20 protein-coding genes are annotated in these 25046 nt (G+C 68.4%); 11 read left to right on the top strand and 9 right to left on the bottom strand.

Going from position 1 to position 25046, the window contains the following annotated elements:
• Window positions 1–326: 326 nt before the first annotated feature.
• Window positions 327–776: a DUF4188 domain-containing protein gene (locus BM394_RS04170; protein WP_092974095.1), complete on the top strand. Its 450-nt coding sequence runs from the start codon at window positions 327–329 to the stop codon at window positions 774–776.
• 228 nt (window positions 777–1004) lie between these two features.
• Here BM394_RS04170 and BM394_RS04165 read toward each other — a convergent pair whose 3' ends face one another.
• The gene (locus tag BM394_RS04165; RefSeq protein WP_217643345.1) at window positions 1005–1877 is read right to left on the bottom strand and encodes an AAA family ATPase; all 873 of its coding nucleotides are present in this window, start codon (window positions 1875–1877) and stop codon (window positions 1005–1007) included.
• Window positions 1878–2086: 209 nt separating this feature from the next.
• Here BM394_RS04165 and BM394_RS04160 point away from each other — a divergent pair, with 209 nt between their 5' ends.
• Window positions 2087–2644, top strand: a complete 558-nt coding sequence (locus tag BM394_RS04160) for a suppressor of fused domain protein (protein WP_092927795.1) — start codon at window positions 2087–2089, stop codon at window positions 2642–2644.
• Between the two features lie 172 nt (window positions 2645–2816).
• Entirely contained in the window at window positions 2817–3071 is a 255-nt protein-coding gene (locus BM394_RS04155; RefSeq protein ID WP_092974089.1) for a PspC domain-containing protein, read from the top strand.
• A 34-nt stretch (window positions 3072–3105) separates the two neighbouring features.
• On the opposite strand, the gene BM394_RS04150 is transcribed toward BM394_RS04155, so the two are convergent.
• The 5 genes from BM394_RS04150 to BM394_RS04130 all read right to left on the bottom strand — a co-directional run bounded on the left by BM394_RS04150 (window position 3106) and on the right by BM394_RS04130 (window position 10334).
• On the bottom strand, window positions 3106–5154 hold the full coding sequence (locus BM394_RS04150) for a glycoside hydrolase family 84 protein (protein ID WP_175529954.1): 2049 nt from the start codon (window positions 5152–5154) through the stop codon (window positions 3106–3108).
• Between the two features lie 398 nt (window positions 5155–5552).
• On the bottom strand, window positions 5553–7205 hold the full coding sequence (gene groL / locus BM394_RS04145; RefSeq protein ID WP_092974995.1) for a chaperonin GroEL: 1653 nt from the start codon (window positions 7203–7205) through the stop codon (window positions 5553–5555).
• 338 nt (window positions 7206–7543) lie between these two features.
• The gene (locus tag BM394_RS04140; protein ID WP_092974086.1) at window positions 7544–8845 is read right to left on the bottom strand and encodes a serine/threonine protein kinase; all 1302 of its coding nucleotides are present in this window, start codon (window positions 8843–8845) and stop codon (window positions 7544–7546) included.
• Window positions 8846–9214: 369 nt separating this feature from the next.
• Window positions 9215–9418, bottom strand: coding sequence for a cold-shock protein (locus tag BM394_RS04135; RefSeq protein ID WP_092628981.1), 204 nt, complete (start codon window positions 9416–9418; stop codon window positions 9215–9217).
• A 259-nt stretch (window positions 9419–9677) separates the two neighbouring features.
• Window positions 9678–10334 (bottom strand): AIM24 family protein, encoded by a 657-nt coding sequence (locus tag BM394_RS04130; protein ID WP_092974992.1) that lies wholly within the window; start codon window positions 10332–10334, stop codon window positions 9678–9680.
• Window positions 10335–10522: 188 nt separating this feature from the next.
• On the opposite strand from BM394_RS04130, the gene moeA reads away from it, so the two are divergent.
• The 6 genes from moeA (at window position 10523) to BM394_RS04100 (ending at window position 20287) form a co-directional block, all read left to right on the top strand.
• Entirely contained in the window at window positions 10523–11782 is a 1260-nt protein-coding gene (gene moeA / locus BM394_RS04125; RefSeq protein ID WP_092974083.1) for a molybdopterin molybdotransferase MoeA, read from the top strand.
• 621 nt (window positions 11783–12403) lie between these two features.
• Complete coding sequence (locus BM394_RS04120; RefSeq protein ID WP_092974080.1) at window positions 12404–14389, top strand: M48 family metallopeptidase; 1986 nt, start codon at window positions 12404–12406, stop codon at window positions 14387–14389.
• Between the two features lie 559 nt (window positions 14390–14948).
• Window positions 14949–15680 (top strand): phosphatidylserine decarboxylase, encoded by a 732-nt coding sequence (locus BM394_RS04115; protein WP_092974077.1) that lies wholly within the window; start codon window positions 14949–14951, stop codon window positions 15678–15680.
• On the top strand, window positions 15677–16609 hold the full coding sequence (gene pssA / locus BM394_RS04110) for a CDP-diacylglycerol--serine O-phosphatidyltransferase (RefSeq protein ID WP_092974074.1): 933 nt from the start codon (window positions 15677–15679) through the stop codon (window positions 16607–16609). Before BM394_RS04115 ends, pssA begins: the two co-directional genes overlap by 4 nt.
• Window positions 16610–16751: 142 nt before the next feature.
• The gene (locus tag BM394_RS04105) at window positions 16752–17684 is read left to right on the top strand and encodes a cation diffusion facilitator family transporter (RefSeq protein ID WP_207227532.1); all 933 of its coding nucleotides are present in this window, start codon (window positions 16752–16754) and stop codon (window positions 17682–17684) included.
• A gap of 341 nt (window positions 17685–18025) precedes the next feature.
• The gene (locus BM394_RS04100) at window positions 18026–20287 is read left to right on the top strand and encodes an AAA family ATPase (protein WP_092974068.1); all 2262 of its coding nucleotides are present in this window, start codon (window positions 18026–18028) and stop codon (window positions 20285–20287) included.
• A 52-nt stretch (window positions 20288–20339) separates the two neighbouring features.
• Here BM394_RS04100 and BM394_RS04095 read toward each other — a convergent pair whose 3' ends face one another.
• Window positions 20340–21014, bottom strand: coding sequence for a LytR C-terminal domain-containing protein (locus BM394_RS04095; RefSeq protein ID WP_092974065.1), 675 nt, complete (start codon window positions 21012–21014; stop codon window positions 20340–20342).
• A gap of 4 nt (window positions 21015–21018) precedes the next feature.
• The gene (locus BM394_RS04090) at window positions 21019–21486 is read right to left on the bottom strand and encodes a DUF3263 domain-containing protein (protein ID WP_092974062.1); all 468 of its coding nucleotides are present in this window, start codon (window positions 21484–21486) and stop codon (window positions 21019–21021) included.
• 269 nt (window positions 21487–21755) lie between these two features.
• Here BM394_RS04090 and BM394_RS04085 point away from each other — a divergent pair, with 269 nt between their 5' ends.
• Window positions 21756–22328 carry a peptide deformylase gene (locus BM394_RS04085; RefSeq protein ID WP_092974059.1) on the top strand — a complete coding sequence of 191 codons (573 nt, stop codon included), beginning with the start codon at window positions 21756–21758 and terminating at the stop codon, window positions 22326–22328.
• Between the two features lie 94 nt (window positions 22329–22422).
• On the opposite strand, the gene BM394_RS04080 is transcribed toward BM394_RS04085, so the two are convergent.
• Complete coding sequence (locus tag BM394_RS04080) at window positions 22423–23034, bottom strand: Uma2 family endonuclease (protein ID WP_092974056.1); 612 nt, start codon at window positions 23032–23034, stop codon at window positions 22423–22425.
• Window positions 23035–23277: 243 nt separating this feature from the next.
• On the opposite strand from BM394_RS04080, the gene thiC reads away from it, so the two are divergent.
• On the top strand, window positions 23278–24933 hold the full coding sequence (gene thiC, locus BM394_RS04075) for a phosphomethylpyrimidine synthase ThiC (RefSeq protein WP_092974053.1): 1656 nt from the start codon (window positions 23278–23280) through the stop codon (window positions 24931–24933).
• Window positions 24934–25046 lie beyond the last annotated feature (113 nt).

Here is a 25046-nt window from a genome sequence, read left to right as displayed (position 1 = left end):
GTTCACGAGTCGGCCCTCCCGTTGGAGGCGGAACGGGACGCCGTGCCCCCGGAAGGCTGTTCGGCGGGGTGTCGATCGTGCGATGACAACATGGTTGCGTACAAGAGTGGTGCTTGTCGTTGATCAAACCGTATAGTGAGCTGTGTTCGCTGTTCGGTGACTTCGAGAACTCAGGCAGTGTCGGGATTTTCGGTGAGGCAGCTGGCCCGAAAGATGCGGCCACAACCGACACTGAACCTGGTTGATCGCTCCGAACCTGTGGGCACCAGGCGCAAGCGTCGCGTCTCGCTTGCGGGAAACGCTCAAGCGGGTCGAACGTTGGGGTGATGATGGGACGCAACTCCCCGAGGAGTGGGCGGTACGCCGCCGAGGCACCCGACGGAACCGTCGTCTTCCTGATCGGGATACGCGTCAACAAGTGGTGGAAGTTTCACCGATGGCTGCCGAGCTTTCTGGCGATGCGCCCCATGCTGTTCGAACTCCAGAAGCATCCGGAACTGGGGATGTTGGGCTATCACGTCTGGTTCGGACGGACGACCCTGCTGGTCGAGTACTGGAGGGATATGGATCATTTGCTGGCCTACGCCCGTAGTACCGACCAGGAACACCTGCCGGCATGGCGGAGGTTCAACCGCAGGGTGGGAGGAGACAGCAGCGTCGGAATCTTCCACGAGGCCTATGTCACCCATCCGGACGAGATGCACACAATCTATCGAAACATGCCCGAATTCGGCCTGGGCGGGTTCACCGATTCCTCGAAGCAGCGCGGGGCCTGAGCGGGCACCATCGCGTGAACCGGGATCGCCGGGCCTCGCGATGACCGCGAGGATCTCCCACGTGGTGTGACCGGAACACTACGGTGACCAGGCGGAACACGCGCCCGGTGTTCTCCCGGACCGCGCGCCCGATCCGCGCGGATCGGGGCACGCACCCTCACGACGAACGCATGCGATCACGACAGGGCGGGCGGAGCTGGAACCAACCGGAAATCCCGTGCTCAGGGCTCAGTGGTCGAAGTCGAGCAGCCCGCCCGCGGCGTGCACGCGTTGGGCGTCCTCGCGGTACTTCAGCACCGCGCCGAGTGTCCGGGCGGCCGTCTCGGTGTCCAGCTCGGTCCTGCCGAGCGCGAGCAGCGCACTCGCCCAGTCGATGGACTCCGCCACGCCCGGCGGCTTGAGCAGTTCGAGCGAACGCATCCGGCGCACCGCACCGGCCACCTGTTCGGCCAGTCGCCGGTCCAGTTCGGGGACCCTGCTGCGCAGAATGCTCACCTCGCGATCCGGATCGGGGTGCTCCAACCAGTGGTAGAGGCAGCGCCGCTTCAGGGCGTCGTGGATCTCGCGGGTGCGGTTGGAGGTCAACACCACCAGCGGCGGCTCCGCCGCGGCCACCACACCGAACTCGGGGATGGTCACCGTGTAGTCCGAAAGGATCTCCAGCAGGAACGCCTCGAACTCGTCGTCGGCACGATCTATCTCGTCCACCAGCAGCACGCAGGGGGTCTCGCGCAGTGCTCGCAACAGCGGACGGGCCAGCAGGAACCGCGAGGTGTAAAGCGACGCCTCGGCCGCCTCCGCGTCGAGGCCGCCATCGGCGGCTGCCTCCAGCGTGCGCAGGTGCAACAGCTGCCTGGGAAAGTCCCATTCGTACAGTGCCTGGGAAGCGTCGATCCCCTCGTGACACTGCAATCGGATCAGCTCGACCCCGTGAGCGGCCGAGAGCGCGTGGGCCAGCGCCGTCTTACCGGTACCCGGTTCGCCCTCGCACAACAGCGGCCGGTGCATCCTGCCCGCGAGAAAGGCGGCAGTGGCTATGCCCTCGTCGGGCAGGTAGCCGGTACCGCGCAGCGCCGCCGAAACGTTCTCCGGAGAGTTCATCCCACTGATTCTAGGACTTTCGGTGCCCATGCGATTCCGGTGCGTGCCCACTTCCCGGAACACGTACTCGCCGGTGAAACACCGTCCGGGCGAGCACGATATGCCGAGCGGAGGTCGTGATCCGCGAGCGGAATCGCGAAGGAGGAACCGCCACGGACCAGCGGGGGGCATACTTGACGTGGCGGAACGAACTACAGCCGAGGTGGATCTTGAGCCGGTTCAGTGAATTCCCCGCGCATGTCGAGCACTACCTCGGCAGGATCCGCGGAGCGGACAGCCCGGAGGCGGGCTCTCGGGAGCGGGGATACCACCTGGTGTACTGCGATCCGCCGCACGGCGGGCACGTCTCGGTGCTGACCAGCGGGCTGCGTTCGCGTACCGCCGGCGCCCCGCTGCCGCACGAGCTGGTCTGCACCCTGCACAACGGACAGGAGCTGTACGCGCGGCACCTCACCGGTGTCGTCGCGGAGCTGCTCGAGGAGTCGAACAGCCGCGTGGGTCCGGGAGCGCTCATCATGAACGATCGCGCACTACTGCCGGACACCTCGATCAGCGGAGCCCTGGCGGCCCCGCACCCCTACCTGGGCGAGGACTTCGACGTGGTCCGCGACAGTTCGGGCGAGGCCGTGCTGCGCCTGATCACCCTGCTGCCGATCTCCCGGGGAGAGAGCCAGCTGGTGGCGCGTTACGGCAGCGACGTGCTCTACGACCGCTGGCAGGAGCGGGAGACCGATCTGCTGGACATATTTCGCCCCCCGGTGGCTTAGGGGCGCGGCGGAGCCGGGCCGGGTGTGCCCGCGGCCGACACGACTCGCCACCCCGGTGTCAATTTCTCGCGAAATCACCGGGGTGTCTCTCGGGGTAGCTCCCTCGGGACTACGGGACGGGTCAGGGCACTTCCCGGAGTCGTCACGCCGCTCGGACGGGTTCACTGGAGTCATGACGAACCAGGAACAACTCGGACAACCGCCAACCGGCACGGGAGAGCGGGCCTCGACGGGGCAGCACCGCGAGCACCGCTTCCGCCGCAGCCGCGACGAACGAATGATCGCGGGGGTCTGCGGCGGCGCTGCGGAACTGTTCGGCATCGACGCCACGATCGTGCGTATCCTGCTGGTCGCCGCCACGCTGGTGGGATTCGGCACCGGACTGCTGATCTATCTGGCCTGCTGGCTGATAGTCCCGGAGGCGTGAGACTCCGGAACCGAACCACGCCCCGTTCGGAAGCTCACCGCATGTCGGGGGCTTGGCGGACGAAGTCGTCGAGCACACCGTCCGCGAGGCGCACCCGCCCCTGCGGCAGTGTCTCGCCCGTGACGGTACGCACCGAACCCGCGCGGGCGGCCAGCTCCGCGGCCCGGCGGAATTCCTCGGAAGCGGTCGCCGAATCCCCCGACGCCCGCGCGGACAGTCCGTCCAGTGCGGCCAGCAGGGCATCGCCCCACAGATCAGTGGCCCGCAACCAGGGCCGCACATCGGAGACGAAATCCTCCGGGGTTCCCTTCCGGATCTTCTCGGGGGCCTCGGCGATCGAGCGCGCGTAACCACGCAGCTCGGAAACCGCCCCCTGCCGGTTCGAGGCATCGTCGTTCCACGCCTCGCGGAACCGCTCCAGGCGACGCCGCAGCTCCGGTGCGGGCTCCAGCCACGGCTCACCGTCCGGCAGCACAGCGGTGTGGTTGAGGTCGAAGAAGACCATCAAGGCGTTGACCGTCCCGCTGTCCGGGGAAAAGCGCTGTTCGTCACCCCGGAAACGATCACCGGCCAGGTACTCGGCGGCCTCGTGCCAGGCCCGTCGCTCGTCGAAGTCGGTGCTGTTCCACGCGAAGTCCGCCGCCGAGATCTCGACCACCTTGCTCGCGGCGGCCTGGTTCATCGGGTTGATCACCAGCCCGGAGAGTCGCAGTCCCAGCCCCGGTTGCCGTTCGGCGTAGGGGCCGAGCATCATCAGTCCCTCGGTGGCGTCGTAGTCGTTGACCGGATAGTTGTCCCAGAGCAGCGGTTTCCTGCCCCACACCTGCTCGGCCGAGGCCGCGTCGTCGACGGTGATGTCTTCCGGAATCACTCCCTCACCGGTCCACATCACCTCGACCGCGGGATCCAACCGCTGTCGAATCGCGGTTTTGTACGGTGAGTTGTCGGTGTCGGAGTACTCGGTCGGCACCGTCTGCAGCGGCATCGTCCCGACGTGAGCGTCGAGGAACTCACGCTGCAACCGATTGAGCAGCCGTGCCTGCGCCACCCCCGCCGCACGTGCGGAGGGCGCACCGTACTCGGCGCGGTCCGACTCGCAGTTCCACTCGGCGTAGTCGATGTCGTCGAACGGTACCGAGAAGCTGCGGATACCGATGTCGTACAACGACTGGAGTTTGTCCGTCAGCGCACGCCAGTCGTCCGGATCGGAGAAGCAGATCGACTTGCCGGGCGAGAGCGCGAACGTGAATTTGACGTGGTGCTGCGTGGCCTGCTGCTGCAGATCACGCAACCGCCGCAAGCGGTCGGTCGGATAGGGATCGCGCCAGCGGTCGCGGTGATACGGGTCGTCCTTCGGTGCGTAGACGTAGCTGTTCAGCTTGACGGAACCGTAGAACGCGAGTTGGTCCATCCGCTCGGCATGGGTCCACGGACTGCCGTAGAAGCCTTCGATCACTCCACGAGTGGACATCTCCGGCTCGTCGAGAACAGCGACCCCCGCGACCCGCCCGGGTGTGGCGAGCTGCCGCAGCGTCTGCACGGCGTAGTAGGCGCCCGCGGGGTCTATGCCGCCGAGCGCGATGGCCGGGCTCTGACCGTCGCGCACCGATATCGCGTAGCTCTCGGATGCCAGCTTCTCGTCCCCGTCCGGGAAGTCCAGCTCGGTGTCCTGAAAGGTCTTGCGTACCGTGGGCGACCAACGGCTTCCCAGCCGAACCCGCAGGTCGGAGTCATCGATGGAGCTACCGGGCTCCCGCACGACGACCTCCTCGGCACCGATTGCGCGCAGCACCCGCACCGCCAGGCTGCGGGTCCACGGCTCCACAGTGGGATCGGTGACCAGGGCGACCTTGCCCGACACGCGCACGTCCCCACCGTTGGGAATTATGCTGGTCGGCCGCGGCACCACCTCGGGAAGTTCGCCGCCACCGGGTGACTGAGCGGCCGTGCCCGTCCCGGAGCGGTCGGTCTCGCCCGAATCGGGAGGCTGATCGCCGGTGCAGCCCGCCAGCAGGAGAGCGAGCACGCACGCCAACGACGCCAGTACCGCCGAACGGCGGGAAGTTCGCCGGAAGCGGTTCACGGCGCCTCCTCTGATTCGGGGAAGGAACACTGCGGCCACCCTCGTCGGAAACCGTGGAGCGGCAGCACAGAGTGAATCATGATGCCCTGGCCGGGTTCTAACCGGTGGCCCGTTTCGGGGGACGTGCGGCGCACCGTTACTCCTCCGGAAGTGTGAGAGCTACTCACTCGATCGAGCTGTCAACGTCAAGCCGGCCCGTCTGACGCGGCTCGCCCCTCTCCGAGCGGCCGGACCAGCAGCGCACCCGGATCAGCTGAACGGGGCGGCGATTCCCCGCCGGACACAACGGAGGGCCGCTCCCCTTCGGGAACGGCCCTCCGTAAGGCACATGCTCGGATGGTGCCGGTGGCTGTCGCCGCCGACGACGGCGACAGCGGCGAGAACGTCCTAACCGGACGTCACATCATGCCGCCCATGCCACCCATGCCGCCCATGCCGCCGGTCGGGTCACCGCCGCCGGCATCGCCGCCGCCGTTCTTCTCCGGCTTGTCGGCGACAACGGCCTCGGTCGTCAGGAACAGACCGGCGATCGAGGAAGCGTTCTGCACGGCGGAACGAGTCACCTTGGCCGGGTCGATGACGCCTGCCTGGATCAGGTCCTCGTACTCGCCGGTGGCCGCGTTGAGGCCGTGTCCGGGGGAGAGCCCCTTGACCTTCTCGACCACGACGCCGCCCTCGAGACCGGAGTTGACCGCGATCTGCTTGAGCGGGCCCTCGACAGCGGTACGGACGCTGTTGGCACCGGTGGCCTCGTCGCCCTCCAGCTTGAGGTTGTCGAAGGCGGAAACGGCGGCCTGCAGCAGCGCCACGCCACCGCCGGCGAGAACGCCCTCCTCCACGGCGGCCTTGGCGTTGCGCACCGCGTCCTCGATGCGGTGCTTGCGCTCCTTGAGCTCGACCTCCGTGGCGGCACCGGCCTTGATGACGGCGACACCGCCGGCCAGCTTGGCCAGCCGCTCCTGCAGCTTCTCGCGGTCGTAGTCGGAGTCCGAGCGCTCGATCTCGGCACGGATCTCGTTGACCCTGCCGGAGATCTGCTCGTCGTCACCGACACCGTCGATGATGGTGGTCTCGTCCTTGCTGACCACGACCTTGCGGGCGCGACCCAGCATGGACAGGTCGGCACTGTCCAGCTTGAGGCCGACCTCCTCGCTGATGACCTGGCCACCGGTCAGGATGGCCATGTCCTGCAGCATCGCCTTGCGGCGGTCGCCGAAGCCCGGTGCCTTCACGGCCACGGACTTGAAGGTGCCGCGCATGTTGTTGACGATCAGGGTCGGCAGCGCCTCACCCTCGATGTCCTCGGCGATGATCAGCAGCGGCTTGTTGGACTGCATGACCTTCTCCAACAGCGGGAGAAGATCCTTGATGTTGGAGATCTTCGAGCTCAGCAGCAGGATGTAGGGGTCGTCCAGCGACGCCTCCATCCGCTCCTGGTCGGTCACGAAGTAGGGCGAGACGTAGCCCTTGTCGAAGCGCATGCCCTCGGTGAGCTCCAGCTCGAGCCCGAAGGTGTTGCTCTCCTCGACGGTGATGACGCCTTCCTTGCCGACCTTGTCCATCGCCTCCGCGATGAGCTCGCCGATCTGGGAGTCGCCTGCCGAGATCGCGGCGGTCGCGGCGATCTGCTCCTTGGTCTCGATCTCCGTGGCGTTCTTGAGCAGCTGCTCGGCGACGGCCTCGGTAGCCTTCTCGATGCCCCGCTTCAGAGCGGTGGGGCTGGCACCAGCCGCGACGTTGCGCAGGCCCTCGCGCACCAGCGCCTGGGCCAGGACGGTGGCGGTGGTGGTGCCGTCACCGGCGACGTCGTCGGTCTTCTTGGCGACCTCCTTGACCAGCTCGGCCCCGATCTTCTCCCAGGGGTCCTCGAGCTCGATCTCCTTGGCGATGGAGACGCCGTCGTTGGTGATGGTCGGCGCGCCCCACTTCTTTTCGAGCACGACGTTGCGGCCCTTGGGGCCGAGCGTCACCTTGACGGCGTCGGCGAGGGAATTCATGCCGCGCTCAAGACCGCGGCGGGCGTCCTCGTCGAACGCGATCATCTTGGCCATTGCGGTGTGGTCCTCCAGCTTTTTGGACGCCGTGGGATCAGCGGATTCCACGGCAGGACTCGTGCTCGGCCAGGCTCGGTGCCCGCGACGGACGACCGGTCACCACGTGAATGCGCGGTTACGGCCTCACCGTCCCGACCTGGCACTCACCCCTACTGAGTGCCAGTATCGTGTTTAGCACTCACCGGCAACGAGTGCAAGCCAGTGGGTGGAACGCTTTCGGGAAAATGTCCGGCGCGGGCCGCGCCGGGGAGCCGGGAAGCACCCGGTGCTCCCGGGGCCGCGAGGCCGGTTCCCGACGAAGCGCAGCCGCCGCGAGCAGCGACGACCGGCGAGTACTAGCCGAACGCGATGATTAAAATCACCACGATCACGGTGAACACCGATATCGCCAGCACCGGAACCAGCCAGCGGGCGGTGCTGTCCGACTTCTTGGCGAAGGAGGCCGACTGCGCGGGCATCGGCGGGCGCAACCGCACCGGTTCACCCGGCCCCTGCTGCGGGGTTCCGGGAGGCATCGGCTGCCTGGCACCACCGACGGGCGGCGTTCCACCAGGTGCCGTCCCCGGACCGACGGGTGCCCCCGGGCCGCCCGCGGCGCCGGAAGCAGGCCCGGGAGGCGGCATTCCGCCGGGAGGCGTACCGGGCGGCACCGTCGACTGGGGCTGCGACTGCGGAGGGGGCTGCGAGTGGGGCGGAGGTGGAACCGGTCCGGAGGACATGGGGTGCGGGCCGGAAGGTGGTGGTTGCGAGGCCGAGGGCGCCGCCTCCGGAAAAGCGGGACGCGGCGGTTGGTCGCCCTGCTTCCCCAACGGGCTCAACGCGTTCCTGGTCGCGGCGACGAGCTCCTTGCAGTTGCCGTAGCGTTGCTCGGGCGTCTTGCCCATCCCCCGGCGCAGCACGTCGTCGATCGCGGGAGGCAGCGCCACGCGGGAAGTGACCCGGGGAGGATCCAGCTGGAGATGCCCCTGGATGATCTCCTGCACCTCGCCCTTGTAGGGAGCACCGCCGGTCAGACAGGCGAACAGCATGCACGCCAGCGCGTAGAGGTCGGTCCTGCCGTCGACGGACTCGCCGCGCAGATGCTCCGGCGCCGCGTAGGTGGGCGAGCCGAGGAAATCACCGGTGCTCGTCCGATGCCCGGTGGCGCCGCGCCTGGTGAGCCCGAAGTCGGCCAGGTAGACGTGCTCGTGCGACGCCTCCCTGGAGGTGACCAGCACGTTGGCCGGTTTGAGATCGAGGTGCACCAGACCCTGTTCGTGCAGGGTGTCGAGCGCCTCGGCCACCTGCCCCAGCAGTTCGACCGCGCGGTTCGGGGCTATCGGCCCTTCCGAGATGAGGCTGGCGAGGTCCGACCCTTCGACCAGCCGCATCGCGATGTAGAGCATCCCGTCGACTTCACCGAAGTCGTAGAGCGGAACGATGTTGGCGTGGTCGATGGCCGAGGTGTTGCGCGCCTCGTCCACGAAACGTTCACGGAACTCACCGTCCCCGGTGATGTGCTCACCCATCACCTTCAGGGCGACCTTGCGCCCCAGGCGGACATCGGTGGCGCGGTACATGACACTCATGCCACCGCGACCGAGAACTCCATCGATCTTGTAGTGGCCGAGACGGCGCCCGGTGAGGTCTTCCGACACGCCGATCAGCCTAACGTTCCGGACGCATCAACGTCCGCCGGTGCGGCCGTCACACCATCCGAGTGGAGCAGTTCCCGCGGCCACCGCCCGCTCTCGAACGGGTGCGGCGGCTCGCCGTCGGGGCGGCGTCGATTTCTCGCGAAATCGCCGCCCCGCTGTCGCCGACGAAGGCCGAGCTCCCACCACGCCCGCAGGCAGCGCTCCGGCCACCCTCGCATTCGGCGCCGCCGCGGGTTCTCCGGTGCGGCTCTCGCGAGGAAGGCCCGACGTTGTGTAGGTCGCTACCCGAGATCGGGCCTCCCGGAGCGAGAGCCGTGCGGGAGGTTCCGCCACAGAACCACTTACGACAGAAGAGACCACACAGTCCGGTTAGATCTTGTGGACACCGTCCGCCTGACTCCGCCCGTCCCGTCCGGGCTTCACCTCGTACTCGACGCGATCCCCCTCGTCGAGGGTGCGGAATCCGTCCATCTCGATCGCCGTGTAATGCACGAAGACATCCGACCCGTTGTCGGTGGCGATGAATCCGTAGCCTTTTTCGGAGTTGAACCACTTGACCGTGCCGACCGCCACGGTGTCCTCCTTGAAATATGATGCGCGACGCCTGGGGCGCCGATGTAGCAAGCGCTACGCTACCGCATGAAGCGGTGGAAGTCGCGATCTCGATCGGACCGATTCAGGTGATCTCTCCCGAGGAACGTCCCGTCGGGAACCACCGGATCACGGCGTTCGACACGGGAATTCCCGGCGGGAATCCGAGGAGTTCGCCGGTGCGGGACCACGCACCACCGTGACTTCCCCTGAAAGATCGACCACGAACGTGTTTCCGGAATCAGTGCCCGCTCACCGAGTGCAGCCAGGAGGACAATCTGCGCGGATTGCGGGTCTGGGTCACCACCCGCCCCGGACCGGCGAAATCGAAAACCAGCCCCGCCCCGGTCCGCAGGGATTGTGCGCGGCCGGGTTCGAATTGCCGCAGGCGGGACTGCACGGTGTCCACATAGGCCACCAGATGTCCGGTGTCGATCGTCACGAACTCACCGGCCCGCAGGTCGTGCACGTCCAGCGCACCGCAGCAGGCCAACACCAGCTGTCCCTGTCCGGTGGCGTGCGCGAGAAACCCGGGACGTCCGCCGAACAGGGGTTGGAAACCCTGCCATCGGGTGTCCAGTCGCACCGTTCCCGCCGCTGCCAACCAGGATTCCCGCGCGATGCACCAGTCGTTGTTGCCGTCCAGCTCTATGGTGTGCACGTCGCCGGGAAAGCTGGGTGCCACATCGACCCACCCACCCTGCGGCCCGGCCGAGTAGGCGGACTCGGGGATCGAGTCACCCACCAGCGCCCTGAAACCCCCTCGGCGCGCGGCACGGGTACTCGTCACCCCGTAGCTGGTGGCCATCGCCTCGCATCCGGCACGCGCCACTTCTCCCGCGCCGAGCACGAGACGGGCCACGCCGAACGAGGGCTGATGACGGGAACGAACCTGCACGATCACCTCCCCAGCCGCGGCACGACACTTCGCCGAGCACGATCACCCCGCCGAAGTCTGCCATGCGCACCGCTCCCCCGGACGGACGCCACGACGAGCACACCTCTGCAACGGTCGACCGGAAACCCCGGTCGAAACCGACCTCGGCGTGCCGGTGACGACGAGCCGGGGGCGACATCGGGCGTGCGATGTCCGATGATCGGGGCGTGGGCCACACGACTGACACTTCAACCCTGCTGCCGGTGGACGAGTACCGCGAGCGGATCTCGAACCTGCTCGCCGCCACCCGGGAGCGACACTGTCCCCTCGACGAGTGCCTGGGGCTGGCGCTCGCCGAGGACGTGACGGCACCGATCCCGCTGCCGCCGTTCGACAACTCGGCGATGGACGGCTACGCCGTACGCGCCGCGGACGTGGCCGGGGCGGATTCGCGGCACCCCGTGACGCTGCCGGTGACCGCGGACATCCCTGCCGGACGGGTGGAAATTCCGCCGCTGGAACCGGGCACCGCACACCGGATCATGACCGGAGCGCGGCTTCCCCCCGGCGCGGAAGCCGCTGTACCGGTGGAACTCACCGACGGCGGCACGGAACGCGTCACCGTACACCGCGCGGTGCCCGAGGGAAGCAACCTCCGTCGCGCGGGCGAAGACGTAACCGTGGGCCAGGTCGTCCTCGAACGGGGACAGACGCTGGGAGCGGCCCAGCTGGGGCTGGCCGCGGCCGTGGGCAACGCCGAGCTGCCGATTCGCCGCCCCCCGAGGGTGCTGGTGCTTTCCACCGGTTCCGAACTGGTCGAGCCGGGCACGGAGTTGCTGCCGGGCCAGATCTACGAGTCGAACGGAACCATGCTCGCCGCAGCGGTACGCCAGTGCGGCGGCGAGGCGAGACTGCTGCGGTTCGTTCCCGACGAGGTTTCGGAGCTGCACGCCGCGCTGGCCCCCCACTTGGCCGAGACCGATCTGATCCTGACCTCCGGCGGGGTGAGTGCCGGAGCATACGAGGTGGTCAAGGACGCGCTGGCGGGTTCCGGAGTGCGGTTCGACAAGGTAGCCATTCAGCCGGGAATGCCGCAGGGCTCGGGACACTACGAGGCGGCCGGGTACCGCGTACCGGTGGTCACGCTGCCGGGGAATCCGGTCAGTTCGATCGTGTCCTTCGAGGTGTTCGTCCGTCCCGCGCTGCGCCGCGCCGGCGGGCACCGCGAGACGCGGCGTCCGCATCGCCGGGTGACACTCACCGAGACGCTGCGCTCACCGAGCGGGAAACGGCAGTACCGCAGGGGAAGCTTCGATCCGGAAGCCGACGCCGTGACGACGAGTGGCGGGGCGGGCTCCCACCTGCTGTCCGGGATGGCCGCGGCCGACTGCCTGCTGGAGTTGCCGGAGGAGAGCACCGAAGTGGCGGCCGGAAGTACCGTCGACATCTGGCTACTGAGTGAGAACTGACGGCAGCGCTCGCGTACGTGGTTGGGTAGCCGGCACGTGAGTCGGCGCCTTGCCGCGTTGGGCCGGCTCTTGAGTAGCGACCTACGCGGCGAGCGGCCCGGCCTCGCAATGCATCCGACTCACGCACCGGGGACACCCGCGCTGCGCTTCTCATGGTCGCGTCTCGACGGGCGGCGCGGCGATTTCGCGCTTGGTTTCAAAGGGGCGGTGCAACACCTCTGGAATGACTTTGGTGGAGGTGTTGTCGGTATCGATTTCTCGCGAAATCGCCGGGCCGCTTCGGCGCAGGCCGCACTCCGACCACCCTCGCAGTCGGCGCCGCCGCGGGTTCTCCGGTGCGGCTCTCGCGAGGACGCCGGAGACGTTGTGTAGGTCGCTACCCGATGTCGCCGGACCCGCAGCGAGAGCCGTGCCAGAGGTTCCGCCACCCGCACCGCCACGCAAACCGGGCCGACCCGGTCACGGGCACGACGCGTAGTGGTGGTGTCGGACCGAAAACAAGGGGAAACCCCTGTGAACTGGAACGATCCGGCGGTGCATCGGGCTCCCTACCGCCGAGGCATATCAGGTGACTAGCCTGACCGGGCATTCGCGGACCAATATCAGTCGGGAGTTGTCACTGTGCGTGGCCCATGGCGCGCTGCCCTGGCGGTGGCGCTGCACATCGGATTCTTGGTCGTACCGGCAGCACTGGTCCTCGGCCTGGTGAGTATCACGGCCTACACGATTCGTCACGACCTCGGCGACGGGTTGCAGGCCGGATTCGCGGCTCTGCTGGTCGGGGCCTCGGTAGCGATGGTTCTCCGGGGCGTACTGCGTGCGGGACACCGCCCCCCGCTCGGTGTGGTGGTGGACGGTGACGCACAGCCACAGCTGTGGCGCAGACTGCGGAAGGTCGCCGAGACCGCCGAGGCGGACAGCCCGGACGAACTGCGCGTGACGTGCGAACCGACGCTGCGGATGCGGGAACGGACCCGGTTGTTGGGCTTGCTGCGCAGCGAGTCGCACCTGGAGCTCGGCCTGCCGTTGTTGGCGGGTCTCACCGTGACCGAACTGTCCGCGGTGCTGGCCGACGAGATCGGCAAGGGGGAGGGCGGTGGGTTGGACGCACTGGCCGTCCGGATCCGCAACGCCGTGATCGAGGCGGAACGCGACATGGTGGGTGGTCCCACCAAGTGGCTGTTCAGCGGATACGTAGTGCTCTGCAGGCGGATCACGGCACCACTGGCCCGTGGACGAGTGATGCGCGGGGATGCCGTGGCCGTAAGTCTGGCGGGCAAGCGCACCACGATGGCGGCGCTACGCAAGCGGGTGGGCCTGGAACTCGGTTGGGAGGACTACAGCGCCGAGTACCTGAGCATGGCCACCCGGGTGGGGCGGACACCGGAGATACTGCCCGGTTTCCGGGCGTTCCTGGAACACCCGGAACGCAAGCACGGACTCGCCGAACGGGCCAAGGAGAGCATCGCCGCCGAGAAATCCGCGGATGCGGCGAGCCCCACGGTCGCGCAACGGCTCGACGTGTTGAAACGGGCCGGTCACGAGCCCGACGAGACCGACGATCGTCCCGCGCTCGCACTGATACGTGAACCCCGCCGTGATGTTCCGGCGATCGAGGACCGACTGCTGGTGGGCGACCTCGGAGAACGTACTCCCTGGCCCGAACTGGCCAGGCTGGCCGGTATGCACGACGTCGCGGTCAAGGCGGGGGAGCTGAGCTCGGCCGTCGAGCAGAGCGGGGTGTCGACGGAGCCGACCCTGGTGGGGGTGCTCACCGCCATTCACCGAGGGGAGACGGCGGATCTGATCAACCCCGCGCTCAACCCCGGGCTCGCCCCGGAACTGGTGGACGAAGCCGTCGTGGACACCATGACCGAGCTGCTCGGTGCCGCGGTGGTGGACGCGCTGGTCAGGTCCGAACGTGCTCATCACCAGCTGGACTGGGGCGGCCCCTCCACTGTCCAGCTCACCGACGGCCGTGCACTGGATCCCGACAAGCTGGTACGACCCGCCGTGCTCGATCCACGGCTCGTACCCGGGTTGCACCGCCACCTGGTGCATCTCGGGGTGCCGCTGGACCACGCGCAGCCCGCGGCCGAGGAGCCCGAACCGAAGCTCTCGGGGATCGTGAGCCCGGTTCGCTACGCCGGGGAGTCCTACGACCTGCTGGTCACCGATCGCGGATTGCTGCTGCTGCCCGATCGGACCCGTTGGATGTACCGGTTGCTCGCCGGAGCGCTGACTCCGGTACGCCGCTCCGAGCACGAACGGTTGGACCGGCTGGCGGCCACCCCGGCGCACCGGCTGCGCGAGCTGGAGGGCGCGCAGTGGTTGGACAGCCGGGACGTGGCCACGGCCGAGCTCCACGAGGACGGTGCGGACTGGGAACTGACGCTGGACCTCTACCTGGACGAGTACGCGGTTTCGGAGGTTTCGTCGCGCGCCACGGACTCCGGTGAATCGGAGTCACCGGACGACGAGGGGATGACCAGAATCCGAATTCGCAGTATCCCGGATTCGGGAGCGCGCGGAGCCCCTTACTCGGGGTTGGGGGAACTCATGGGAGCGCGCATGGCGACGGCCGAAAATAATCATCAATTCGAGTGAGGCAATAGCGGCACGATACACGCAAAGTCATTAAATCTGTGACGAAAGTCCTCCGTTCGCGGCTACGCAGTTCCCTATGAGTTCTATTACACTGGTATCAGCATCACAACCAGTCGATGGATTGCATCCAAAGACGTGTCGGAGCTTTCCGGCACGGTTTCCACCTCCTGGAGATGACGACTTCGGGTGCGTGTGCCGTCGGGGGGCACACGGATCCACCGGGGGGACCGTTCGGAGTCAGCGGGGAGACCCCGAGCGGTCGTGACTCCGGGACGACATCGGCGCATCGGGGGCGCTGATGTCGCCCCGGAGCGTACTTTCGTCCGAGCCCGTTTTCCGTACCGCGCATCGGTCACGATCGGGTCGGCGTGTTCCGAGATACCGACCCGGGACGGATCGCGGCAGGGACGTGACCGCGCACACACCACGAGACAGCAGGTAAGCGACCTACCCCACCCCCTGTGCACAACCGGCGACCGGATATCAGCGATGCTGTAACGGCGGCGACGCAACCGACACGTCGCAGCCCTATCCGTCGACGCAGGGGCGAGCCACCTCGATGAACAACGCGGATTCCGCGCCGAACAACGGCCCGTTACACAAGCTGGCACGACTGGCCCGCGACACCATCCCACCGATGCACCCGGCGGGAAGACCGTTCGTGCTGGGCGGCGCACTCGCCACCCTGCTGCTGCGCCGGCTCTGGCGCCCCGCCGGAGCCCCGGCCGCGCTGCTCACCGCCTGGTGTGCCTGGTTCTTCCGGGAACCCCGCAGGGTCACCCCCGCCAGGTCGGACATCGCGGTCGCTCCGGCCGACGGCACGATCGCGGAAATCACGAAGGCGACTCCCCCGGCGGAGCTGGAGCTGCCCGACCGGGAGATGCTACGGGTGAGCACTTTCCTGACGGTGTTCGACGTGCACGTCCAGCGCGCCCCGGCCGACGGCGAGATCACCGGGCTGGCCTACCGGCCCGGTGCGTTCCTCTCCGCCGACATGGACAAGGCCAGCGAGGACAACGAACGCAACTCGATGCTGCTGCGCACAACCGGCGGGGCGGAACTGGCCGTGGTGCAGATAGCCGGGCTGGTGGCCCGGCGGATCGTGTGCTCGGTGAGCGAGGGCAGCACGGTCACCGCGGGCAGCACGTACGGCCTCATCCGGTTCGGCTCCCGGGTGGATCTGTACCTGCCGCCGAACAGCCGGGTTCTCGTCGAACCGGGCCAACGGGCGGTCGGCGGTGAGACCGTACTCGCCGAACTCACCACCGAGCGGGACGGTGTGCGGGCATGAGCGAGGCACGTGCGAACCCTCCCGGCGTCCGGTTCCTGCCGAACGCGATCACCGTGCTGGCCATGTGCGCCGGGCTGTCCGCCGTGCAGTTCGCGCTCAACCAGCAACTGGAGGGGGCCATCGCCGCGGTGGCGGTGGCAGCGCTGCTCGACGCGCTGGACGGCCGGATCGCCCGGCTGCTCGACGCCACCTCGAGGATGGGCGCGGAGCTGGATTCGCTGTCCGACGCGATGTCCTTCGGAGTCGCCCCCGCACTCACGCTCTACGCCTGGCAGCTGGCGGGCAACCGCGTGGGCTGGGTGGTGGCCCTGATCTTCGCGGTGTGCATGATCCTGCGACTGGCTCGGTTCAACACACTGCTCGACGACGGTGACCAGCCACCGTTCAGCAAGGAGTTCTTCGTCGGTGTGCCGGCTCCGGCAGCGGGACTGCTGGCGCTGCTGCCGATCGTGCTCACAGCGGCCGTGGGCGGGCAAGGCTGGTGGTCGAGCCAGCCGGTGGTCATGGTCTGGATGATCGCGATCGCCGCGCTCGCGGTCAGCAGGGTTCCGACGCTCTCGCTGAAGACGGTCAAGGTACCGGCGAAGCTGATCGCCCCGCTGCTGGTCGTGGTCGCGGTACTGGCGGCGGGGATCGTGACCTACCCGCTGCTGTCGTTGACCGTGGTGCTCGTGGGATATCTGGTACACGTCCCCTACGCCGCCTATCGGCACCGCTGGCTCGCCAATCACCCCGAGGTCTGGGAGTTTCCGCCCCGCGAGCGGCGGGCGATGCGGCGCAGTCAACGTCGACTCGGGCTACGCCCGCCACTGCGGCGCCGGGTCGCGGGCGCGGCGCGACGGGTCCGGCTACCGCGTCGCGGCGGCGACCGGGACGGCGAGAACCGCCGCAGCTACCGCAACCTGGGCCTGCGGCACCGCTCCAAGTGAGTACGCCGCGTGGCTACCGGAACAACCCGGTTCCCGGTATCCACTACACCAGCCGCGGCGCGGTTGAGGCAGGGCTCCGCGGCGTCGCCGGTTCGACGATCGGCGGATGCGCGGGTGTAACGCCGGGGTCATGCTTGCCATGATGGCGGATACGTCGGACACGCCGGACACAGGTGGAGCCCGTTCCGCGACGGCCACCCGCAGCCTGCTGATCTCGGTGATCGGCGCGGCCGCCTTCGCCGTGCTGGCGCTGTTGTGGGGCCTGGCCGTCAGCTCCCCGATGATCGTGTTCGACGGGTTGTACTCCTTCGTGAGCGTGCTGCTGTCGCTGGTCTCGGTCGCGGCGGTTCGCACGATCGAACGCGGCGCCGACGAGCGGTACCCGTTCGGAAGACACGCCTGGGAACCGCTGACCGTGATCCTCAAGGCGGTCTCGCTGGCGACGCTGTGCGGCTACGCACTGATCGGTGCCATCGGCGACATCCTGGCGGGCGGCAAGCACCCGGAGACGATCCCGTCCGTGCTGTACGCGCTGGTCGCCACGGTCGGCGCCGGGCTGATGACCCGCTACCTGCGGTCCCACTCGGACGGGCTGGTGCGGGCCGAGGCCGCGCAGTGGTTGATGGACACGCTGCTCAGCGTGGGCGTGCTGCTGGGGTTCCTGCTGGCGCTCGGGTTGGAGAGCGCGGGCCACCCCGATATCGCCGGATACGTCGACCCGGGAATGGTGATCCTGTTCTCCGTGCTGTTCCTGCGAATGCCGGTACGGCTGTTCACCCGCAGTCTGCGCGAGGTGCTCTCGATCTCGGTGGATCCGGCGCTCAGCGGCGACATCGAAACGGCCGTGAACGGGATCGTCGAGCAGTACCGCTTCGACGAGGTCTTCACCCGGGTCACCAAGATCGGTGACCAGCTGGACGTGGAGATCGACTTCGTGGTGGGGGCCCACTCCACGGCGCGCGAGGTCACCGAGTTCGACCGGATCCGACAGCAGATCTCGGACATCCTGGAGACGATGCCGCACGAGAAGTGGATGACCGTCTCGTTCACCGCCGAGCGCCGCTGGGCGCACTGACCCACGGCTCACCCCGGCACTCCTACGGCTCACCCCGCCGCGGCGGCGTCGATTTCTCGCGAAATCGCCGCGCCGGAGACCGTCGTCGGGAAGCGACCGTGCGGGTAAGCAGCGTGCGTGTCCCCGGTGCGTGAGTCGGATGCATCGCGAGGCCGGGCCGCTCGCCGCGTAGGTCGCTACTCAAGAGCGGCCCAACGCGGCAAGGCGCCGACTCACGTGACGGCTACCCGACCACCGCGTCAGAGCAACCGACCCGGCAACGCAGCGAGAGCCGCACGAGAGGTTCCGCCACCCGACCGGCTACGGCAGCCGAGCCGACGCAACACCATTACTGTCGTGGGGTGAGTTCTTCCCTCTCGCTACGAGCCCGGTTGTCCACCTCGGCCACCGACCACCGGCGCGGTGTACTGCGGCTGCACCCGGAAGTACTGGACGCACTGGGGATACGGGGACTGGACGCGGTGCGGGTCTCCGGCGCGCGGGACACGGTGGCGCTGGCCGCGACCGCGCCGGTACGGGAGTCCACCGGTGTGGTGCTGGTCGACGACATCACCCTCACCAACGCGGGGGCGCGGGAGGGTGACCGGCTGGTGGTGACCCCGGAAGAGGTGCGTACCGCGCGTTCGCTGACCGTGTCGGGTTCGCGGCTGGCGACCGCCTCGGTACTCCCGGAAACACTGCGTCAGGCGCTGACGGGCAAGGTGCTGCTCGCCGGGGACACCGTGTCGCTGCTCCCGCAGGACCTGTCCGGAACCCCGTCCGTGACGACGAGCAGAGTGCGCAGCACCCTCTCGGCCACGATCGGGGTCACCTGGACCAACGAGCTGGTGACCGTATCCGCCACCGACCCGGCGGGCGCCGTGACCGTGCACCCGGCGACGATGGTGTCCTGGCAGCACGACTCCCCACTGGCGACCTCGACCGGTACCGACCGGGAAGCACCCGGCACGATCCCGACCGGCGCCGGGAGGGAGGACTCCCGAACCAGCCGGGCGGGTGAGGACGAGGCGGAAGGCGAATCTCCCCGTCCGCTGCCGGTCTCGGACCTGGTTGCCGGCCGGCAGGCGGCGAAACGCCTGGAGGAATGGCTGCGGCTGTCGTTCGAACAGCCCGAGCTGCTGGCACGTCTCGGCGCTCCGGCCAAGCTGGGCGTGCTGCTGGACGGTCCTCCCGGTGCGGGCAAGGCCACCCTGGTGCGCTCGGTGACCGCCGCGGTGGGAGCACGCCTGATCGAACTCGGGGGTCCCGGCACCGGAGCGCTGGAGGCGGCCACGGCGGCGCAGCGGGTCCGCGACGCACTCGGTCGGGCACGCGCGGCGGCGGCCGAGGACAACGGTTGTGTACTGCTGCTCACCGACGTGGACGGTTTGCTGCCCGCGACCTCTCCCCCGCCGCTTTCCACGGTGGTGCTCGACGAGCTGCGTGCCGCTGCCGCCGTGGACGGGTTGGCGATCGTGGCCACCAGTTCCGATTCGCGACACGTCGATCCTCGGCTGCGCGGGGCGGAGCTGCTGGACCGGGAGCTGACCGTCGGGTTGGCCGACGAGGCGACCCGCACCGAGCTGTTGCGGGTGCTGCTGCGGGACACCCCGCTGGATCCCGCGGTGGACCTGGGCGAGCTGGCCGAACGGACCCCCGGCTTCGTCGCGGCCGATCTGGGAGCGCTGACCAGGGAGGCGGCCGTGCAGGCCGCGCTGCGGCACCGTGCCGAGCCGGAGGGCGGCGCACCGGGAGTGCGGCCCGAGGACTTCGAGCAGGCACTGTCGTCCGTCCGCCCCATCTCGATGTCCACCACGGACACGTTGCGCACCGGCGAGATCGGGCTGGACGACGTGGGCGACATGTCCGAGGTGAAACAGGCGCTGCACGAGACCGTGCTCTGGCCGCTGCGGTACCCGGACTCGTTCGCGAGGCTGGGCATCCGACCGGCGCGCGGAGTGCTGCTCCACGGACCACCCGGTTGCGGCAAGACCTTCCTGGTGCGTGCCCTCGCCGGAACGGGCAGGCTCAACACGGTCGCGGTCAAGGGAGCGGAACTGCTGGACAAGTGGGTCGGCGAGTCGGAACGCGCGGTGCGCGACCTCTTCGCGCGCGCGGCGGACGCCGCGCCGACCCTGGTTTTCCTGGACGAGATCGACGCACTCGCACCGGTGCGGGGACAGTCCTCGGACTCCGGGGTGACCGACCGGGTGGTGGCAGCGCTGCTCACCGAGCTGGACGGGGTGGAGCCGATGCGCGACGTCGTGGTCATCGGCGCCACGAACCGGCCCGAGCTGGTCGATCCGGCACTGCTTCGCCCCGGCAGGCTGGAACGTTCCGTGGGGGTTCCACCGCCCGACGCGGCGGCGCGAGCGGAGATTCTGCGCACGGCGGGCGCCAACACCCCGTTCGCGGCCGACGTGGATCTGACGAGCCTCGCCGAGTCGTTGGAGGGCTACTCGGCGGCCGACTGCGCTTCGCTGATCAGGGAAGCCGCGTTGGCCGCGCTGCGCGAGTCGCTGCACGCGGCCGAGGTGTCGGCCGCGCAGCTGGCCTCGGCGCGCGAACGGGTACGCCCCTCACTCAGTCAGGCACAGCTCGCCGCCTTCGAGTCCTTTCGGTAGAAAGGGCAACTCGATCGCGAGGGTGGTGGGAGCTCGGCGCTGGGGCCGTACCTCAGCCGAGGCCGTCGTAGTTCTTGGTGACGATGACGATCACGCCGGGACTGGCGTCGGTGATGCCGTTGAACCTCGGCTCGACCCTGGCGTCCAGCCGCCGCGCCACGGTGCGCGCCTGCGCGCGTTCCTCGGTGTCCGGCCGGTAGTAGACGGTGGTGACCGGGATCCTGCCGCCCGCGTAGTTGTCCACCTCGACCACTCGGAATCCCGCGCCCCTGAGGTCGCCTGCCGCGCGGTGCGCGAGGTTCTCGATCTTGCTGTTGTTGTAGACCCGCAGCGAGATCCGTTCCCGGGAGTCCCCTTCGCCCGAGTCGCCGTCACCCTGGCCGCCATCATCCCCGTTCCGGCTCTCCGATGTGGTCCCGGGAGCGGTCGCGGAAGACGACCCCCGGTCGGTCTCCGAGGAACGTGAGTTCGACGACTCGGACGGCTCCGAGGACGCCGAGGTGTTCGGCGCGGAGGTTCCCGGGGCTTTGGCGGAGGTACTCGTCGGACCGCCGCTCGTCGAAGCCGGTGGCGGAGGCGCCGTACCGGTGGGATCGGCCGAGGGCTCGCGATCACCGGTGAGCGCGGTGGCCACTCCGAAGAACAGGGCGAGCACGCCGACTCCCAGCAACGCGAAACCGCCGATTCGGGCGGCGGAACGCCCGGTTGCGAACTCTCCGGAGGGCATTCGGTTACTCCCGTTCGGGTGCTGGACGCGCGGTGCTCGTGCCGAGCATGCCATCCGCGCGCTGCCTGCGCAGTCGTTTGATCAGCATCGGTTCGGCTCGCATCGCCGCCGGTTTGTCGAGCAGTTTCGCGATCAACCGATAGTACTCGTGGGGTTCGAGAGCGAACAGCTCCCGGACAGCACGCTCCTTGCTGTCCACCGCTTTCCACCACTGACGTTCGAAGGCCAGCAGTTCACGCTCGCGGTCGGTCAGCTCGGTGCCGGAGGAGTCCTCTTCGGACTCGGTTTCCTCGGCCGGCCCACCGGGTTGTTCCGGTACTCGCTCGAGGGGTTGGGTGATCGGCTCCACCGCACGTAAGTGCCCGTATCTGCGGGACTCCTCCGGTTGTGAATCGGGCCGCTCCGCCACCCGCGCCAGCAGCTCGCACTGCCGCGCGATCTCGTGTGCGGTCAACATCTGGGCGGCGTCCATCTCGCACCTCGCCTCACGATCGGCTCTCCGCACATGGTGAATCACGGAAGCGTGATCCCCACCCTCGTATTACACCATGTCTTGATCAGTGCCGGGGGTCATCACACGTAAGGGTGATGTATCAGGATCACAACGACTGTGAATCCCGTGCGCCGAATCATCCCGACACGGTGAGTCATCCCCCGGCAGAGCCGGAAGGCTCGGCAACGATCGCTCTCGGCGTTCCGCCGCCTCACTCGGAACACGCCCGGCCGGATAGGCTTTCGCGCATGACTGTCCACCCCATCCGCATCGCGGGCGATCCGGTACTGCACACCGCGACACGCGAGGTCGATGCCTTCGACGACGAGCTGCGCACCCTGATCGACGACATGTTCGAGACCATGAACGCGGCCAACGGGGTGGGGCTGGCGGCCAACCAGATCGGGGTGGACCTCCGGCTGTTCGTCTACGACTGCCCGGACGACGAGGGCGTGAACCATCGGGGTGTGGTGGTCAACCCGCGGCTGGAGACCTCCGAGATACCGGTGACCATGCCCGATCCGGACGACGACTGGGAGGGCTGTCTGTCGGTTCCCGGCGAGTCGTTCCCCACCGGTCGGGCGGACTACGCGAAGGTCACCGGCTTCGACGGCGACGGCTCAGCCGTGAAGCTGGAGGGACACGGCCACCTGGCCAGGTGCTTCCAGCACGAGACCGACCACCTCGACGGTTACCTGTACCTGAGCAGGCTGACCGGAAGGCACGCGCGCGCCGCCAAGAAGATGCTCAAGCGCAACGGCTGGACCGAACCTGGCAACTCGTGGCACCCGGCCACCGACGCGGACCCGTTCGCCGAATAACGGGCCTCCGTCTGCTCGGATTTCCGCCGTGCTCGGTTGGCGGAACCTCTCGTGGGCTCTCCGCTCCGGCGACGCCCGGTAGCGAGCAGGTGGCTCAGAACCGCGTGGTTTCCAGGCGGAAACCGAACGGCTCGGGCAACTCGATCCCGTCGCCGAACGGGACCTGAACCAGGTGTCGGTAGTGCCCGGACGCGGGATCGGAGTACAGCGACACAGTCGGTTCCCTGGAGTCGTAGCGGTCGACGAGCAGGTAGAGCGGCACTTCCGCACCGGCGTACGCCCGAAGCTTGGTGGTTCGGTCGGTCTCGGGATTGCTGGGGGAAGTGATCTCGACGGCCAGCAGCGCGAGCGCGGCGGGCACAGGAGCGGCTTCCGCGTCGCTCGGAACCCGGTCGCGCGGTATCACCAGCAGATCCGGCACAAAGAGACCGACGCGCGGCGCCACCGATACACCGGCGGTCTGAAAGATCGCCCAGTGATCCGGCACGTTGCGCACGAACAGCCGGTGTAGTCTGTCCGCGACCAGGTTGTGTTCGTGCCCGGGCGGCGGTGTCAGCACGATCCTTTCCTCGATGATCTCCGCGCGCCACCCCTCGGGCACATCCAGTTCCCGCCAGACCTCGAACAGCCCCGTCGAGGCCGGGGGCGAGTATGCCGGCGCGGCGTGCACAGCGCGCTCACCTCCTGTGTCGGATTCGTGACGCATCGTATCCTCCCGGCAGGAACCTCGGACCCGCGACTGGTCAACAGCTTACCGACTAGGGAACCACCCGGCCGGGGCAACGACACGCATTGCGCGCCGGGCCGAGGATGGCTAGTGTCTGCCGCCGACAACAGAAACCGCGGGAGCTCGCACCGGAAGCGGGCTGAGAGGGCGACTGGAGCGGATCTCCGGGGTCGCCGACCGCATGAACCTGACCGGGTAATACCGGCGTAGGGAGGAACGGCCATGGCCGACGTGTATCCGAACGAGTCCACGTCGAACGGAACGGCCACACCGAGCATCACCACCGGAGCGATCCGGGGTTCGCACAAGATCCACCACAGCACCGAGTCGGGGCTGCGCGTGCCGGCGCGCCGGATCGAGCTGAGCAACGGCGAGCACCTCGACGTTTACGACACCTCCGGGCCCTACACCGACGACAACGCCGGGATCGACGTGCACGAGGGCATCCACCCGCTGCGTCGCGGTTGGACGGACGGGCGGGAGCACCGCACCCAGCTGGAGTCCGCGCGGCAGGGTGCCGTCACCCGCGAGATGGAGTACATCGCGGCGCGCGAGGACCTCTCCCCCGAATTCGTGCGCTCGGAGGTCGCCGCCGGGCGCGCGGTGATCCCGGCGAACCGCTGCCACCCGGAGACCGAGCCGATGATCATCGGGAAGAACTTCCTGGTGAAGGTCAACGCAAACATCGGCAACTCGGCGGTCACCTCCTCGGTCGAGGAGGAGGTGGAGAAGATGGTCTGGGCGAGCCGCTGGGGCGCCGACACGATCATGGACCTGTCGACCGGCAGCCGCATCCACGAGACCAGGGAAGCCATCCTGCGCAACTCACCGGTGCCGATCGGCACCGTCCCGATCTACCAGGCGATGGAGAAGGTCGACAGCGATCCGGCCAAGCTGACCTGGGAGATCTACCGCGACACCGTGATCGAGCAGTGCGAGCAGGGCGTGGACTACATGACGGTGCACGCCGGGGTGCTGCTGCGCTACGTCCCGATGACGGCCCGACGTGTGACCGGCATCGTCTCGCGCGGGGGCTCGATCATGGCCGCCTGGTGCCTGGCGCACCACAGGGAGAGCTTCCTGTACGAGCGGTTCTCCGAGCTGTGCGAGATCCTGCGCTCCTACGACGTCACGTTCTCGCTGGGCGACGGGCTGCGTCCCGGTTCGATCGCCGACGCCAACGACCGCGCCCAGTTCGCCGAGCTGGAGACCCTCGGCGAACTCACCCACATCGCGCGGGAGCACGGCGTGCAGGTGATGATCGAGGGGCCGGGACACGTGCCGATGCACAAGATCGAGGAGAACGTCCGCCGCGAGGAGGAGCTGTGCGGCGAGGCCCCGTTCTACACGCTCGGGCCGCTGGCCACCGACATCGCTCCGGCGTACGACCACATCACCTCGGCGATCGGCGCGGCCGAGATCGGCAGGGCGGGCACCGCGATGCTGTGCTACGTCACCCCGAAGGAGCACCTGGGACTGCCGAACCGGGACGACGTCAAGACCGGCGTGATCGCGTACAAGATCGCGGCGCACTCGGCCGACCTCGCCAAGGGGCACCCCCGTGCGCAGGAACGCGACGACGAGCTGTCCAAGGCGCGCTTCGAGTTCCGCTGGAACGACCAGTTCAACCTCTCGCTGGACCCCGACACCGCGCGTGCCTACCACGACGAGACGCTGCCCGCCGAGCCCGCGAAGACGGCGCACTTCTGCTCCATGTGCGGGCCGAAGTTCTGCTCGATGAAGATCACGCAGGACGTGCGCGACTACGCCGCGAAGCACGGCCTGGACAGCGTGGAGGCGATCGACGCCGGTATGCGGGAGAAGTCCGAGGAGTTCGCCGCCTCCGGCGGGGAGGTCTATCTCCCGATGGCCGAGTAATCCCCGCACCGTCCCACGTGAAACCGTTCGGGTTGTTCCGACGTCTCGGGAACATCCCGGACGGTTCAAGCGGGCGAGTACCGGCCCGCTCCGGGCGTTTCCGGAACGGCATC

Source organism: Actinopolyspora lacussalsi subsp. righensis, assembly GCF_900116555.1.
GTDB lineage: Bacteria > Actinomycetota > Actinomycetes > Mycobacteriales > Pseudonocardiaceae > Actinopolyspora > Actinopolyspora lacussalsi.
Note: the sequence above shows the minus strand (reverse complement) of the source record. Positions and strands in the feature narration are given on the sequence as shown.